The organism is Methanothermococcus jasoni (assembly GCF_049075655.1).
Classification (GTDB): domain Archaea; phylum AGJL01; class Methanococci; order Methanococcales; family Methanococcaceae; genus Methanofervidicoccus.
In genome coordinates this window covers 580,832-595,750 of the sequence record NZ_CP157522.1, presented here as the reverse complement: position 1 = coordinate 595,750, position 14,919 = coordinate 580,832, and the positions used below count along the sequence as shown (strand labels likewise).

Annotated in this window: 16 protein-coding genes; 5 read left to right on the top strand and 11 right to left on the bottom strand. The window is 31.4% G+C overall.

Translation table 11 applies throughout. The annotated features are described in order from the left end of the window. Positions 1–66: 66 nt before the first annotated feature. Complete coding sequence (gene pheT, locus Mjas_RS03125) at positions 67–1,764, top strand: phenylalanine--tRNA ligase subunit beta (RefSeq protein WP_421078322.1); 1,698 nt, start codon at positions 67–69, stop codon at positions 1,762–1,764. Between the two features lie 30 nt (positions 1,765–1,794). Here the strand turns inward: pheT and Mjas_RS03120 are convergent, their stop codons facing one another. The 4 genes from Mjas_RS03120 to Mjas_RS03105 all read right to left on the bottom strand — a co-directional run bounded on the left by Mjas_RS03120 (position 1,795) and on the right by Mjas_RS03105 (position 5,950). Beyond that, on the bottom strand, positions 1,795–2,523 hold the full coding sequence (locus Mjas_RS03120; protein WP_421078321.1) for an ABC transporter permease: 729 nt from the start codon (positions 2,521–2,523) through the stop codon (positions 1,795–1,797). A 62-nt stretch (positions 2,524–2,585) separates the two neighbouring features. Further along, positions 2,586–3,443 (bottom strand): coenzyme gamma-F420-2:alpha-L-glutamate ligase, encoded by an 858-nt coding sequence (cofF, locus tag Mjas_RS03115; protein WP_421078320.1) that lies wholly within the window; start codon positions 3,441–3,443, stop codon positions 2,586–2,588. A gap of 50 nt (positions 3,444–3,493) precedes the next feature. Next, positions 3,494–4,618: a site-2 protease family protein gene (locus tag Mjas_RS03110; protein ID WP_421078319.1), complete on the bottom strand. Its 1,125-nt coding sequence runs from the start codon at positions 4,616–4,618 to the stop codon at positions 3,494–3,496. Positions 4,619–5,035: 417 nt separating this feature from the next. Further along, complete coding sequence (locus Mjas_RS03105; protein ID WP_421078318.1) at positions 5,036–5,950, bottom strand: transposase; 915 nt, start codon at positions 5,948–5,950, stop codon at positions 5,036–5,038. Positions 5,951–6,072: 122 nt separating this feature from the next. Between Mjas_RS03105 and cfbA the strand changes: the two genes are divergently transcribed. Continuing rightward, entirely contained in the window at positions 6,073–6,525 is a 453-nt protein-coding gene (cfbA, locus tag Mjas_RS03100; protein ID WP_421078317.1) for a sirohydrochlorin nickelochelatase, read from the top strand. Positions 6,526–6,607: 82 nt separating this feature from the next. Here cfbA and Mjas_RS03095 read toward each other — a convergent pair whose 3' ends face one another. Then, complete coding sequence (locus Mjas_RS03095; protein WP_421078316.1) at positions 6,608–7,618, bottom strand: TRC40/GET3/ArsA family transport-energizing ATPase; 1,011 nt, start codon at positions 7,616–7,618, stop codon at positions 6,608–6,610. Between the two features lie 173 nt (positions 7,619–7,791). Then, positions 7,792–8,448, bottom strand: a complete 657-nt coding sequence (locus Mjas_RS03090) for a DUF116 domain-containing protein (RefSeq protein WP_421078315.1) — start codon at positions 8,446–8,448, stop codon at positions 7,792–7,794. A gap of 142 nt (positions 8,449–8,590) precedes the next feature. On the opposite strand from Mjas_RS03090, the gene Mjas_RS03085 reads away from it, so the two are divergent. Beyond that, positions 8,591–9,781, top strand: a complete 1,191-nt coding sequence (locus tag Mjas_RS03085; RefSeq protein WP_421078314.1) for an RNA-guided endonuclease InsQ/TnpB family protein — start codon at positions 8,591–8,593, stop codon at positions 9,779–9,781. Positions 9,782–10,035: 254 nt separating this feature from the next. Next, the gene (comB, locus tag Mjas_RS03080; RefSeq protein WP_421078313.1) at positions 10,036–10,782 is read left to right on the top strand and encodes a 2-phosphosulfolactate phosphatase; all 747 of its coding nucleotides are present in this window, start codon (positions 10,036–10,038) and stop codon (positions 10,780–10,782) included. Between the two features lie 44 nt (positions 10,783–10,826). On the opposite strand, the gene Mjas_RS03075 is transcribed toward comB, so the two are convergent. The 5 genes from Mjas_RS03075 to yhbY form a co-directional block, all read right to left on the bottom strand. Then, positions 10,827–10,982 carry a 50S ribosomal protein L39e gene (locus Mjas_RS03075; protein ID WP_421078312.1) on the bottom strand — a complete coding sequence of 52 codons (156 nt, stop codon included), beginning with the start codon at positions 10,980–10,982 and terminating at the stop codon, positions 10,827–10,829. 21 nt (positions 10,983–11,003) lie between these two features. Then, entirely contained in the window at positions 11,004–11,600 is a 597-nt protein-coding gene (locus Mjas_RS03070; RefSeq protein ID WP_421078311.1) for a DUF7411 family protein, read from the bottom strand. A gap of 20 nt (positions 11,601–11,620) precedes the next feature. After that, entirely contained in the window at positions 11,621–11,965 is a 345-nt protein-coding gene (locus tag Mjas_RS03065) for a DNA-binding protein (protein ID WP_421078310.1), read from the bottom strand. 37 nt (positions 11,966–12,002) lie between these two features. Continuing rightward, positions 12,003–12,449, bottom strand: a complete 447-nt coding sequence (locus Mjas_RS03060) for a 30S ribosomal protein S19e (protein WP_421078309.1) — start codon at positions 12,447–12,449, stop codon at positions 12,003–12,005. A 273-nt stretch (positions 12,450–12,722) separates the two neighbouring features. Further along, the gene (gene yhbY / locus Mjas_RS03055) at positions 12,723–13,145 is read right to left on the bottom strand and encodes a ribosome assembly RNA-binding protein YhbY (RefSeq protein WP_421078308.1); all 423 of its coding nucleotides are present in this window, start codon (positions 13,143–13,145) and stop codon (positions 12,723–12,725) included. 213 nt (positions 13,146–13,358) lie between these two features. Here yhbY and Mjas_RS03050 point away from each other — a divergent pair, with 213 nt between their 5' ends. After that, the gene (locus Mjas_RS03050; protein WP_421078307.1) at positions 13,359–14,864 is read left to right on the top strand and encodes a methanogenesis marker 3 protein; all 1,506 of its coding nucleotides are present in this window, start codon (positions 13,359–13,361) and stop codon (positions 14,862–14,864) included. Positions 14,865–14,919: the final 55 nt, after the last annotated feature.

The window sequence follows — 14,919 nt, the reverse complement described above, 5'->3', positions numbered from 1 at the left end:
GTGAAAACATAAAAGAAACCCATGGTTTCTAATGTTTTCACCCATAAAAAGAAAAAAGGTGAAAACATGCCAACAATCAATGTTAATAAAAGAGACCTTGAAAATCTTGTTAATGTGAGTTTATCCGATAAGACTATTGAAGATAAATTCCCAATGATGGGGGTTGAAGTTGAAGAAATATTTGAAGAAATTAAAGAGGATAAAAAAGAAAAAATCATCCAGTTTTCAATAAACCCTGATAGACCAGATTATTTAAGTGTTGAAGGGCTTGCAAGAGGATTTAGGGGATTTATGGGTATAGATAAAGGAATGCCAAAGTATGATGTTTATGAATCAGATGTTGAAGTTTTTGTTGAAGATGTGAGACTTAGACCATATTGTGCCTTTGCAATTGTAAAAAATGTTATTGTCGATGATTTGGTTTTGGAAAGTATAATAAATCTTCAAGAGAAGCTCCATTGGACTATTGGACGAGATAGAAAAAAGATAGCAATTGGTATTCATGACTTTGATAAAGTAGCTCCCCCATTTTATTATAAGGAAATAAAAGGGGATGAATTGAAATTTGAACCTTTGGGATATGATGTAGAAATGACGCCCGAAGAAATCCTTCAAAAACATGAAAAAGGTATAAAATACGCTCATTTAATTGCTGATGGCAGGTATCCTATAATACTTGATAAAGATGGAAATGTTCTTTCAATGCCTCCGATAATAAACGGGAATCTAACAAAAGTAACAACGGAAACAAGAAATTTATTAATCGATATCACAGGAACGGATAAAAATGCGGTAGAAAATACCTTAAATATATTGGTAAGTGCATTTGCAGATAGGGGCGGAACAATATATTCTGTGAAGTTGGTTAATAGCAATAATAAAAATAAAAAGGATACAATAATTTATCCAGACTTAACGCCAAAAGTAGAAGAGCTCTCACCAGAATTTATAAATAAAAGACTCGGATTAAATTTAAATCCTGGGGAAATAATAACATCTTTAAGAAAGGCGAGAATGGATGCAGAATATAATTATGAAAAAAATAATATAATTGTCCAAATCCCAGCATATAGAGTCGATATACTCCATAAAGTCGATTTCACAGAGGAAGTAGCAATACATTATGGATACGATAAATTCACTGGGAAATTCCCAAATGTTGCCACAATTGGGGAAAAACATCCGCTGGAAAAGAAATTTGATTTTATAAGAGATGTTATGGTAGGATTTGGATTTTTTGAGGTAATGAATTTAACATTATCAAATCAGGATGTGCTTTTCAAAAAAATGAAGATTGATGTAGATGATAAAGAATATGTTGAAGTTTTAAAACCTGCATCAATAGAGCACAGGGTTGTTAGACCGTCAATACTACCTTTGCTGTTGGAAACATTGTATATTAATAAACACAATGAGCTCCCACAGAAAATATTTGAAGTGGGGGACTGTGTTGTAATCGATGAAACTGATGAGAGCTCATATACAAAATGTAAAAATGTAGGAAAGGTAGCATTTGCTATAATTCATCCAAATGCAAACTTCAATGAGTTGAAAAGCTATGCAGAAGGTCTTTTAAGAGAGATGGATATAAATTATAAATTGGAAAACTACGACCATCCATCATTTATAGGGGGAAGATGTGCAAGGATAATAAATGCAGATACTGAAAAAGCAATAGGGTATTTTGGTGAGCTCCACCCGGAAGTTATATTAAACTTTGATTTGGAACATCCTGTTGTTGGGTTTGAAATGGAAATTGAATAATAAAAACAAAAAAAGATAATTTATTAATTTCTACACCTTAACGAGCTCTTTATATATAAGATAACATATCAGTAGCCCGGAAATCACCGCACCGCTTAGTATCATCCACATGATTACTATTTGAATCTCTGCGGCATAAATGGGGTCAGCTCCGCTTAGAATCATACCTGTCATAGCTCCGGGAATAAATATAATTCCCACAGATTTTGTTCTGTTCATTTGGGGAATAATTGCTGAATTAATGGCGTTTTTCATAAATGGCTTTAATGCCTGAAACTCTGTTGCACCTAATGATAGGTATCCCCATAATTCATTTCTATTTGATTTAATAATGTCTATGATTTTATTCAATGTTAAATGAACAGTGTTCATTGAATTTCCTATTACCATCCCCATAAGTGGAATTACATATCTAGGTTCGTATGGGACGATATTTGAAAATATTAAAATCAACAAGGAAACAATTGCAGTTGTTAGATATGTTAGAAATAAGCAGGAAAATAACTTCTTTTTATTGGATAGTTTAACCTCCTTATTTACGATATATGATGCAACAAAAATCATTATTAACATTAGCAAATATGCAAAAGCCATCCCCAAAGTAAAAATATGGATAAGTATATACCCTAAAATAAACAACTGAATAAGTGCCAAAATGGAAACAAAGAGTATTTCCTTTTCTGTTCCCAATTTTTCTTTGAAAGAGAGAGCCAATGCCACGATTACAAAAATAAAACTATAAATAAGATTTTCAATCATAATTTCCCCCAAATTACGGATATTACGGATATTATCGTTTAATATCTATTTAACTTTTAGTTTTATCTCTTTTTATAATTTATTAAACATTTTGCAATTTCTTCATCTGCATTTATACCCAGAGCTCTGAAACCTTTTGTCCCTGGTGCAGTATTTGTTTCAATTACATAGTATCCATTTTTTGAAGGTAATATATCCACACCCATAATATATCCGTTCATGGATTCCGCACATTTTAATGCGAGCTCTTCAATTTCGTCATTTAGTTTTAATGGCTCGATGCCATTTCCAAGATGTAAGTTAGTTATGAAATTTTTACTAACTCTTCTATATCCGCCAATTACTTCCCCATCCACCACAAGAACCCGAATGTCTTTATATATTCCATTTTCCCCAAAATCAACATATTCTTGGACAATAGTTCCTTCCCATATTGCATTTTCCGTATATTTTTTTAATTCTTCGTCAGATTTTGCCATTTTTACACTTAATCCACATTTTGAGAAAGAATTTTTTAATATTATGGGATAATTTAAATTATATTTTTCCATAAATCTTTTGGCATCTTCATAGTCTCTTACAAGTGCCGTTTTTGGTGTGTTTATGTTGTTTTTTGAAAGTATTTTAATGGTTTTGAATTTATCCGACGAATTGTAGATTGTTTTAAGGGGGTTGATGAATTTATGTTCTTCTGATTCCAAAACATTTAATACCTGCCATGAAAAAAGGGTTAATCTATCTAAATAATCCCCAATACCACATCTTGAATGGATTAAATCGGTATCAATATTAAACTTCCTTTCTACCATTAAATTATTGTCTGATAATAGTAGGATTTCACACTTTTCCCCTAAATTCTCTATGGCATTTTTTAATGAATATATCGTTGAACCGCCTTCTGCACACACTATTGTTATCATAATTCACCAGCCTTTAAAATTAAATAAAAAAATAAAATAAAATAAAAAAATTATACAAATGAATATGCCATGGAGGCAAATATAATCATCCAAACCATTAAACTTATAGATGATAAATTTTTTTCATTTATTATGTATTCCAGGTATTTTGAAATCTTTTCGGTTATTTTGCTGTTTCTTTTTATATCTCGGATGAGCTCAGGGAGTGCATTCCACACATGAAAACCATCCAAGGGCAACGCAGGTAATAGATTAAAGAATCCAAGCATTAAATTTAACATGCTAGTCCAATATAGCGTTTGAAGTATAAACAACAAATTTTTTGAAGGTTCTGCATTTATGCCTATTTTTCCATCATTTGAGGTTATTAATTCCACAGTTTTCAATTGACCATCCCTTAAAACACTTACTGCTATTTTTTCATTTGGTTTCATGTCCTTCACAGCATCGTAGAAGTCAGACAATGAATTTATCCTTCTTTTGCCAATTGAATATATTACATCCCCTTTCATAAGTATTCCACTAGCTGGATAATCTTCTAATACATTTGTAATGGTTAATGGAGTAGAAATCCCATAGAAATAGGGAGTTATAAAAAGCACCATAAAAAATATTATTATATTTGCTATTGGTCCTGCTGATGCCACAGCACCCCTTACTTTTTTACTGGCGTTTTTGAATTCATCCCCTATTTCAACAAATGCACCAAGAGGAATACCCAAAGCAAGAAGTAATCCTGTGCTTTTTATATTCAAGTTAAATGACCGTGCTACAATACCGTGTGCCATCTCATGAAATGTAATTCCAATTATAAGAGCTATAATTCCGGGAATCCATGGTATCATATTTCCGAATAAAAATATAACAGGTTTTGAGCTTTCTTTTGGCACAGTTCCGTTAAATAATTGAATCGTAGAATTTATAAGCATGTAAAAAGTAAGAATACTCACAATTATGCAGATTGGAATTAATAAAATGGATATTTTCTGCCATACTTTATATTTCCCCAGTGTTTCTATGGTTTTCAGACCCCAGGGGGTTCTTAATATTCCAAATATTCCATAATATGTTTTTAACCCAACATTGTCATTATTTGGTTTTTTATTGTATAATATATATAATATTGTCCAGATTAGTGCAAATAAAAGTATTACCGTTAAGGAAGATACTGCCACAATTTCACCCAATAATAATTTCACGATTCCTTCGGCAGGAAGCCAACGGTTTTAGCCGTTGGAGGAATGCCGAAAAATTTATATGTTGTATAAACTATAAATTGTAATAAGCCCTAAGGCACGAAGCTCGGTAGAGTGGATACGGTTGGAAGGGCTTTATTGGTAAATAATACAGGGCTGTCCGTCAGCCAGCCTAATGTCCTCCGCCCTTATTATTGAGGGAGTTGGAAGGGCAAGCCAACGACTTTAGTCGTTGGTAGCTGACCTAATATTCTCCATATTTGTTTCTATAGTTATCTTTAATGTTATATTATTAATAAGTATTCAAATTCGAGGTTGTCGAATAATTGAATTTGTAATTTTATTCAGTATCATATGTTAATACTAATACTCTCATTAGTGTTAATACGTTATGCACTATCGCAGTAGCAATAGTGCTTTTACATCTCTGCTATCCGCCAACCTGTCATCTAATATTAACCTGTTTTTAGTCTCCAGCCCTCCAAATATGAATTCTACTATCCCCCGAAGGCGATACCAATCCTTGTTAAACATGCTCTTAATGGTTTTTCTAACTTTGCTAATATGATACTTCCACTTGAATTCTTTTGTTTTAACTATTGGAGTGATATTGTGTTGTAGTAAATATTCAAACAATTCACAGCAATCATATCCTCCATCAGCCAGTAGATATTCATTATCTAAAAAATCAATCTGTTTAACCATTTCCAATAGGTTGGCACTATCGGAACTATAACCTCCGCCCCAACGGGCGGAGATTATTGGAATATATCCTTGTTCTGGATAGTATGATGCTAGAACATGCAATTTATCATGCACCAATCGTTTAGTACGTTTCCCTCCGTGAATGCACTCATAGTATAACCTATTTATGGAAACTCCTGTTGAGTCTGCCATATATAGTTTGTTGGAGGGCTGAGTTAGTAGATTATCTATAATCGTATATGTAAAAGTGAGTAAATTGGATAGAAACTCATTATCCATCCGTTTAAATGCTTTACCGTATGTGGAATGGTCAATATGTTTGTTATGTAATGTATTTGAGAGTGTCTCTAAATCCCTTAAACTTAGTTTGTAGATATGTTTTAATATTAGAACTACCACATATTCATTATAGGGTAGGGCAGATACCCTATCAACCTTTCGTCCTTCGGTAGAAGGACGATTCAGCATGTTTGTAATGGATAAAATCAACGTATAAGTAGTTCTTAGGTCGTATTTCTTATATCTAAGGTCGTATATTCTCCAGTATCCTTTTGTCTTAGGATTGGTCTTTTTCTTTTCTATTTTCTTTTTTATATTCCCCTTCATAACATGTATTATATGTTATTGATAATTTAATATTTTTCGACAACCTCTTCAAATTCGAAAACTATATATATGTTTATGAAGAACAATAACAAAAGTATTACAAAATAAAAGTGAGGTATAATATGGAAGCATTAGTTTTAGTAGGCCATGGAAGTAGATTGCCATATTCAAAAGAAATAGTTTCTGAGATTGCTGAAAAAATAAGGGAAAAAAACATATATCCTATTATAGAAGTTGGCATGATGGAATTTAATGAACCAACAATACCTCAGGCAATTAATAGTGCTGTTGAAAAAGGTGCTAAAAAAATCATCGTTGTTCCTGTTTTCTTGGCTCATGGAAACCATACAAAAAGAGATATTCCAAAAATTTTAGGAATCTATGAAGGGGACGATGAAACAGAACATCACCATGAACACGGGGAGGGATGCGAACACCACCATCATCACCATCATCATCACCACGACACTGAAAAAATAGAGCTCCCAGAAGATGTGGAGATAATTTACAGAGAACCTATGGGTGCGGATGATAGGGTTGTTGATATTGTTTTAGATAGAGCTCAGGGAAACTAAAATAACCAGAATAATTTATATTTATATTTAAAAAAAATAATATTAAAAAATAAATATCTTAAAAAATTAATTATTTTTTTGATTATTCTTCTGTTTTATCTCCATAGAGTATTTTTGATATCTCTTTTAATACTTCAAGACCCTTGGCTTCGGTTCTTAATAATGGGACTTGTGCAATAACTTTACTTCCAAATTTCTCTTTAATCATTTCCAATCTGCTCTGTTGAAGGTTTCTTCTAGCCTTACAAAAATCACATTCAACATCTTCTGGTATTACCTGATTTACTATTACTGCATCTATTGGAATGTTGTATTTTTCAAGAGCTTTCATTGCTCTTTCACTTTCTAAAATACTCATTTCTTCTGGAATAACTACAAGTCTAAATGATGTTCTTTCAGGGTTAGCTAAAATGTTTCTAGCCCTTGTTATTTTTTCTTTCATGACTTCCATTTCTTCCAATGCCTTATCGTAGTCTATATCGTCCCCTTTACCTCCGAAAGGCATTATCTTTTTCATCATCTTCATCATTCCGCTCATTTGCTTTTTGAACTTAATCATTTTTGACATGTATTTATCCATGAGCTCAGGGAGTCCCAAGAATCTTAAAGTATGTCCTGTTGGGGCGGTATCAAATATAACCACATCAAATTCATCATTGTCCATATATCTTAAAAATACATCGAATGCTGCACTTTCATCAGTTCCAGGGGATAATGAAGCCATTTCTAACTGCTCTTCCAACATTCCTCCGAGCATCGGGTTTTCATCAATCTGACTTTTTAATTTTTCTTTATATTCTTCCATAGCTTTTTGTGGGTCAATTTCCACAACATATAAGTTGTCAATTCCATTAACCTTTGTAGGTTCGTGCCCGAATTCCTGTTCAAAGCTATCTCTTAAAGAGTGTGCAGGGTCTGTTGAAACTACAACGGTTTTTAATCCCTGTTCTGCACAATATACTCCTGTTGCTGCACTCATTGTAGTTTTACCTACACCACCTTTTCCACCAAACATTATATATTTTGTTCCGTTTTCCTGTTCTAATTTTTGTTTTGTTATGCCTTTTAATGTGTTTTTTATCTTTGATAACATGTTATCACCATTTTAATAAAAATTCAATAAATTAAATTTGTAATAATTATTGTTATTTTAAATATAGATATAAGAAGCACATATATGTAGAATGGTATTTAATATTTTTATATGTTTTTAATTTTTTTAGTTTTCACTACTTCGTAAGTGAGTAGCAAAACAAAGGTTTTATTTTATTTTTTATTATCTCTCAATCGCTCCAATAATTCTTCAACATCCACAGATGTGCATATGCAGCCATCCTTTAATAAGGGCTGACTTTGTGTTGCAATGCCTTTTCTCGAAAGGTAGTTCATACCATGGAATGAATCGCTATAACAAGCCACTCCAAATACTCCATCAGGTCTTTTTTCCTTTAATATCCTTTTTAAAAATGTTGAGCCTGGAACTATATATACATCGTAGTTATTTTCTTTTGCAGTTTTTATTATATCGCCCAAGGGACATTTACCACAAAATATACATTGGATTCCATTGGCTCCCAACTTTGCAGGACATTTTAAATCCCTTAAACAATGGGGTAGTATTAAAACCTTATTTTTGGCTTCATTAAATTTGTCGTAGTAGTATTTATTGTAGAAATCTAATCCAATTTTGTAGAATGTATCCTCCGTTCCAACTAAAAGGAATATTTTTAAAAGTATGGAGTAGAAATTATCCATAATATATAAAAATAGTCTAGGGAATATTAACCTATCCTTCTTTACAAGAAAATAGCTTAGAACTATTGCAGTTAATAATACCAATAATCCCAAGAAAATAAATATTACAAAAACAATTCCCAATAATTCAAAAATTCCACTAAATCTAGTCAATCCATCCAATATCATAATTTACCACATAATGTTTTTTTATAAAATTAAATATACATTATATCATCCACACTTTTAAACCATATGTTTCAAATATTGTCAAATAATAATATATCATTTAAACCATCCTACTATATAATAAAATTGGAGATTTGATATAATGAAAAGAACTGAAATAATCTATATTCCACTAAATCCAACCTTAAACTATTACTCCCATATATCAAAGAATCTATACAACCAAGCAACATACTTAATAAAACAACATCTAAAAGAAAATAAATTACTATTATATAATGACCTGAATAAACTACTAAAAGACAGTGAGAACTACAAAGAACTACCAACACAATCAGCACAGCAGATACTAAAAATAGTCAGTAGAAATTGGAAATCATATTTCAAAGCTTTAAAAAAATACAGGAACAATTCAAATAAGTTTAAAGCAAAACCAAAACCACCGTCCTTTAAACCAAAAGATGGTATTTTTATGTTGGTTTTCACAAACCAACAATGTAAAATAAAAGATGGAAAATTAAGATTTCCAAAGAAAATAAATTTAACAGTAGATACACGATTAAACGACGATACTAACATCAGGGAAGTCAGATTAATACCAACATTAGGAGGTTATAAAATAGAAATTATTTACGAGAAAGAACCTATAATTATGGAACTAAATGATAACAAAATAATATCCATCGACTTAGGAATGAAAAACATTATTACAATGACAAATAATTTTGGTGATAAACCGATTATCATTAAAGACAATGGGAAAGGGATTAAATCTATTAACCAGTTTTTCAATAAAATTGTTTCCAACCTAAAATCTATTTACGATAAACAAGGTATAAAATCAGGTAAGAAACTAAAAAAGGTGATAACCAAGAGAAACTTTAAAGTCAGTGATTGGATACATAAGGCAAGTAGATTTGTAGTTAATTACTGCGTTAAGAATAAAGTTTCTAAAATCATCATTGGATACAATGATGATTGGAAGCAGGAAGTAAGTTTAGGTAAGAAAAATAATCAAACTTTCACTTTAATACCATTTAAGACATTAATTGATAAAATTGTTTATAAGGCAGAAGAGGTTGGTATTAAAGTGGTACTAATAGAGGAAAGCTACACATCTAAATGTTCATTCTTTGATAATGAAGAAATAGGCAAAAAGAAAGAATACGCAGGTAAGAGGTTTTGTAGAGGATTGTTTAAAACATTAAAAGGATGGGTTGTAAATGCTGATGTTAATGGTGCTTACAATATTATGAGAAAAGTGGTTGATAATGCTTTTAAAGGGATAGATTTGTGTAAATTACCAACTCATCCTGTAAAAGTATATATTTAGTAAGATTTAGTAAGCGATTAAACAAAAACCTGCGGTTTTCGTAGCTCTCTTACTTCGTAAGCAATTCCCAAACTCTCTTTAATAGAGACGGAGGGATAGGAGGGTGCGGGTCACATCTATTAAGTCGAGTTGGGGACGGCAACGAAACCAACGATGAAACTTATAAAACAATTGGTTAGTTTAATTATCAAATGATATACTTTGAAACATTTGAAACCAATTGCATGACCTAACTTAATAATTTTGGTGATATTATGAATGTGCATATATCTCATAACTTTTACGGAGCTCATCAATTACAACATAATTTGCCCTATGATTTTAAAGATTTCTGCGTGATTGTCGTGGATGTTCTTAGGGCTTCTACGACAATTACAACATTATTGGAATTGTGCGATGAGATATATATAACTGATAGTATTGAAGATGTTGAAGCACAATCATTTAAAGATTTTATTAAGGTAGGGGAGAGAAACGGGAAGAAAATTGAAGATTTTGATTTTGGAAATTCGCCGTTAGAAATAAAACTAAATGGAGATAATATAATATCTCAAACAACTGATGGAAAAAGTATCATATTGACAACTACAAATGGGACAAGAGTTTTGAAAAGCATTCTCTCCGATAACATATTGATAGGTTCCATAACAAATGCAAAATATGTTGCAGATGCAGCATACAAAATAGCAAAAGAAAATGAAAAAGATATATTAATTATACCATGCCATAGAAAAGGTAGTTTTGCCATTGAAGATTATATTGGTGCTGGATTGATTGCAAAATATGTTTTAAAGAATATGGACGATAAAATATATAGTGAAGAGCTCACCCCTGCTTTAAATCTGGTTAAGTCAGATTGGAAATCATTAATATTTAATGGGAGTTCTGCAAATAATTTGAAAAATTTAGGATATCATAAAGATTTAATATTCTGCACCTCTGAAAATTCTCAAAAAAGTGTTGGAATGTTTAAAGATGGTAAAATAGTTAATATTAATTAAAAAAGTATTTTATTATTTATAAATATACAGTTTATTTATTTTATTTATTTTTTAAGTGTGTTTCTTCTCCAATTTCTCATTTTTGGGTGTGTTCTTACTTTACCTTTTGTTTTTGCAACTGCAAATAATGGAACTCTTCTGTTCTGTTTTAAAGCCTTAGCAAGTCTTAATTTTTTAGCATGTGGTTTAATTGATGACATCATATACACCTCGTTGTTTTTTTAAATTTTTTCTTTAAGACCTATAACTCTTGATTGAATGTGTTTTGGGAAATAATCTAATGGATTTTCCCCTCTTAGTTTTATTAGTTCTCTAATCTCAGTTTCATAATCGGATTTTAATAAATCCTCACTTTCTTTTTCAGAGATGACGAAGTAGTTATCCACAAGAGACCTAATGGTTTTATGACCGAATCCCATCAATGGAGTTATGTATTGAATTTTCTTTCTCATTTCAATGCTTTGAATTTCTGAATGAGATAATTTCGGAACTCTGTCGTCCCTTCTTGTTCCATCTGCAATAAGTTTATATTTATCGGATAGGATTTCGATAACGGTTTTATGAATATATTGGATTCCATTAGATGGAAATCCATCTTTTAAGATAATATCCACGGATTTTTCAAGTATTTCTCCATCTAAAAACTCTACGCTATGTGGGAGACCCAATATTTTTGCGGTTTCTTGGGCATGCCTGTAAGAATCAAGGATGCCAAAATTTATAGTTATAAGTTCAAGTTCATAGCCAAGTTTTTTTAAAAGTATGGCAGATAATGAGCTGTCTTTCCCACCGCTAAATAGAACATGAACTTTTTCCATATCAAAACCTTATTAACCATTTATTTTCTAACAAATTTAATATCTTTCTTTTTAGATTTGCCCATTTCATATATTTTATCCAAAAGCAGTTTTAACTGCTCATCGGAAACAGGAATTTGTAATCTCCCCATCTGGGCGAGCTGAATAAGTTGAAGTTCAACCTGTTCGGCGAATTCAGGTTTCACCATCCTAATTCTTGATAATCTCGCCCTTGCAGGTTCAGATAAAATTTGTTTAAGTATTTTTCTTTTTTGGAGCTCATACTGCTGTTGCTGTTGAAGTGCCTGTTCATCAACACCGGCATTGGCAGCAGCAGCTTGCTGCATTTCCAGCAGTTTTCTTCTTTTTATTTCTTCTGGGTCCATAATTTCCCTCAGCAGTGCTATAAATAGGTTTAGGTAATTAGTATTTTGATAATGCTGGAATTTCACTAATTATTTCATCTTTAACTTCTTTTGCGGTATTATCCACCAATGACTGACCTTTTGGTGTAATTACTCTACCTTCTTTTGTTCTTTTAACGAGCTCCAATTTTTCCAATGCCTGCAATGCTGTTCTTACAACATTTCCACTACCTTTTACAAATTTCTCTGGTTTGTGTCCTCTGTTTTTCCTTCCACCATATGCACTTCTTAATTTTTCAACACCTACTGGTCCGTTTGTATATATTTTTCTGAGAACGGAAGCGCATCTTACATACCACCAGTCGTCATTGTCTGGCTGTCTTTCTTTGTGAGCTCCTGTTTTAACAAATGCTGTCCATGATGGTTCTTCGATATTCATTTCTTTTAACTTCTCTGCTAATTTTTCAATTAATTTTGTTGGGGGAACATCATATACTGTTGTCATTTAAGCACCTCATTTTTTTATTTTTATTTTTTATTAATTATTTATCGATTTTATTTATTTTTATACTTTTTACGATATATTATCTCTTTTACATATTATAGGTTAATATATTATAAAAGATAAAATTCTTAACTTCAAAAAATTTTAATAGGTTTAATTATTGGTTTTTAATCTATGCCAAATTTTCAAAATCCATAACCGGGCAATCTTTATTATAATTTTACAAACCTATATATATTATTTTCTATTGGTGTCCTTATAACTTAACTATTTTTATTTTTTAAGCTTTCGACCTGCTCTGAACTTTTCGAATTCTTCTATATATCTCTCTTTTTTAGGTTTTTTAGTGGTGTATCTCTTCCAGCCTTCTCTTGGCTTAAATAATGTAATTACATTTCCTACCAAACTTACTATTTCAGAGTTTGTTTCAGTGGCTATTTTTTCTGCAATTTCTTTTCTATCGCTATTTTCTAATGCACTTTTTCTAATTTTGACTTTTATAAGCCCTCTGTCTTTTATCTGTCGCTTAACTTCCATTATTACTTTATCTACGCCTTCTTTTCCAACCCACACCACTGGTGTTATTGTGTGGGACTGAGCTCTAAGCATTTTTTTAGCTCTGGAAGTCAGCCTTTTTTCGGTTTTTTCTTTTTTTACAGCTTCTTCTTTCTGTTCATTTAATTTTTCCATTTCCATACTATCCCTTATAAATGTTGTAAGATAATTATAAAAAAATATATATTACATATTATGTTAAATAATTGTTAAATATTGATAAAATAAAAATTATGGAATAATTTTATAATATTTTTATAACTTATATTAATCTACTATTAAATAGTAAGTTTTAATTATATTTAATTGCTCATATAAATATATTCTGGTTGATATTATTGGAGTTGATAAAAAATGGCTGAGGTATTGGTTAATAACACCAAGAAATCTGGAAAGTTTCTTAAAGAGGTTATAGCAGGAGAACCATACAAGATGGGGGCAAATATAGTAATTATAAAAGGAATAAAAAAAGAAGTGGAAAAAGAATCAAAAAAATATAAGATAACCACTACAAAAGGTTCCATGATTATTGGAATCACCGAGAGCTCCGGCACTGTGGATTTCTGGAATAATAATTATGAGAAATTCAAAGGTAAAAATGTAAGATGGAGAAGTGTTTCTGATGTATCATTTGGAAATATAACAATTGACTTGAAAATGAGCAACAAACCTGAAAAATTCAAAAAATGGGATGTTGTATTAAGCATTTCTGGATTTGATAAGACTGAGGGACACCTTGTATTTGTTAAAAAAGATACTCAGGAGATTTATGGCATCGAAAGTCCAAAAATAGGTATATTAATTGGTGGGAAAAGAGTATTGTCTGAATTAACGCCTGAGGATTCTATAATATCCATTGAACCAATAAGGGAATCAAAAGAAAAAATAGATTATTTGACAACAACAGACCTAAATACTGAACTAGAAGATGGATGGGAAATATGGACATATTGTGAGGCAGAATTTGAAGGACCTTCAAAGACTGTGGAGCATGCACTTGCATTAATGGAAGATGGATATTTTGAAGCCACAGAGGGCACAAATACATTTATTGCAGATTGTAGATTGCAGACTCTTAGCATTGATGAAGAAAATCTTGAAGATAGAAAAAGAGGTTCAATTACCGTTAGAAATACGGGGGACGGAGTTGGTAAGGTATATATTTATAAAGAGAACCGGGCATCTTCATTATCCCACACCGTAGTGGGTAGAATAACCAAAGGTATGGAGCTCGTGGATTTTTCAGACGAGGGGATTATATCTGTGGTGTCAAAACCAGAACGGTTAAATGCCATAGGAAAAACCCAAAAAGAAGCATCCGAATTATTTAAAAAGCACGGAATTAATCACACAATGGAAGGAGACACTAACGAAGATGCCATAGTAATAGAACAAAGTCCGGAATACACCATGGATGTTTTGAAATCAAAAGAAGTAGTTACCAAAGGAATATCTCCCGATAAGTTATTATATGTTGAAATATATGATGACAAAGCCCCAAATACAGCATGGTATTTTAGAAAAACCACCGGACTCACGACAAAAAGTATAGGGACATTGAATGTTTATTTCAAAACTGGCGATATGGCAATGTTTGAAAGAAATGACGAGTATGCAAAAGGACTATTGCCAGAGAATACTCCAACTGGAACTCTGGAAGGTGGATACATTGGGGTAACTAACATGGTTAAAAGATACAAGGGATATATCGGCACAAGATTAAGTTCAAATGATAAGTATGGACCCACTGGTGAGACATTTGAGGGGACAAATATCGTAGGTAAAATTGTTAAAAATGAGGATGTTCTCAAAAAACTCAAAGCTAAGGATACAGTATATATATTAGAAGTGAAAAAATGAAATTCTTATTTATAACTAATATTTAATATTTTTTAATATTTTTTTTATATTAGTG

Coding starts and splice junctions, on each gene's coding strand:
- pheT (WP_421078322.1), top strand. CDS start 67: ATGCCAACAATCAATGTTAATAAAAGAGACCTTGAAAATCTTGTTAAT.
- Mjas_RS03120 (WP_421078321.1), bottom strand. CDS start 2,523: ATGATTGAAAATCTTATTTATAGTTTTATTTTTGTAATCGTGGCATTG.
- cofF (WP_421078320.1), bottom strand. CDS start 3,443: ATGATAACAATAGTGTGTGCAGAAGGCGGTTCAACGATATATTCATTA.
- Mjas_RS03105 (WP_421078318.1), bottom strand. CDS start 5,950: ATGAAGGGGAATATAAAAAAGAAAATAGAAAAGAAAAAGACCAATCCT.
- cfbA (WP_421078317.1), top strand. CDS start 6,073: ATGGAAGCATTAGTTTTAGTAGGCCATGGAAGTAGATTGCCATATTCA.
- Mjas_RS03095 (WP_421078316.1), bottom strand. CDS start 7,618: ATGTTATCAAAGATAAAAAACACATTAAAAGGCATAACAAAACAAAAA.
- Mjas_RS03090 (WP_421078315.1), bottom strand. CDS start 8,448: ATGATATTGGATGGATTGACTAGATTTAGTGGAATTTTTGAATTATTG.
- Mjas_RS03085 (WP_421078314.1), top strand. CDS start 8,591: ATGAAAAGAACTGAAATAATCTATATTCCACTAAATCCAACCTTAAAC.
- comB (WP_421078313.1), top strand. CDS start 10,036: ATGAATGTGCATATATCTCATAACTTTTACGGAGCTCATCAATTACAA.
- Mjas_RS03075 (WP_421078312.1), bottom strand. CDS start 10,982: ATGTCATCAATTAAACCACATGCTAAAAAATTAAGACTTGCTAAGGCT.
- Mjas_RS03070 (WP_421078311.1), bottom strand. CDS start 11,600: ATGGAAAAAGTTCATGTTCTATTTAGCGGTGGGAAAGACAGCTCATTA.
- Mjas_RS03065 (WP_421078310.1), bottom strand. CDS start 11,965: ATGGACCCAGAAGAAATAAAAAGAAGAAAACTGCTGGAAATGCAGCAA.
- Mjas_RS03060 (WP_421078309.1), bottom strand. CDS start 12,449: ATGACAACAGTATATGATGTTCCCCCAACAAAATTAATTGAAAAATTA.
- yhbY (WP_421078308.1), bottom strand. CDS start 13,145: ATGGAAATGGAAAAATTAAATGAACAGAAAGAAGAAGCTGTAAAAAAA.
- Mjas_RS03050 (WP_421078307.1), top strand. CDS start 13,359: ATGGCTGAGGTATTGGTTAATAACACCAAGAAATCTGGAAAGTTTCTT.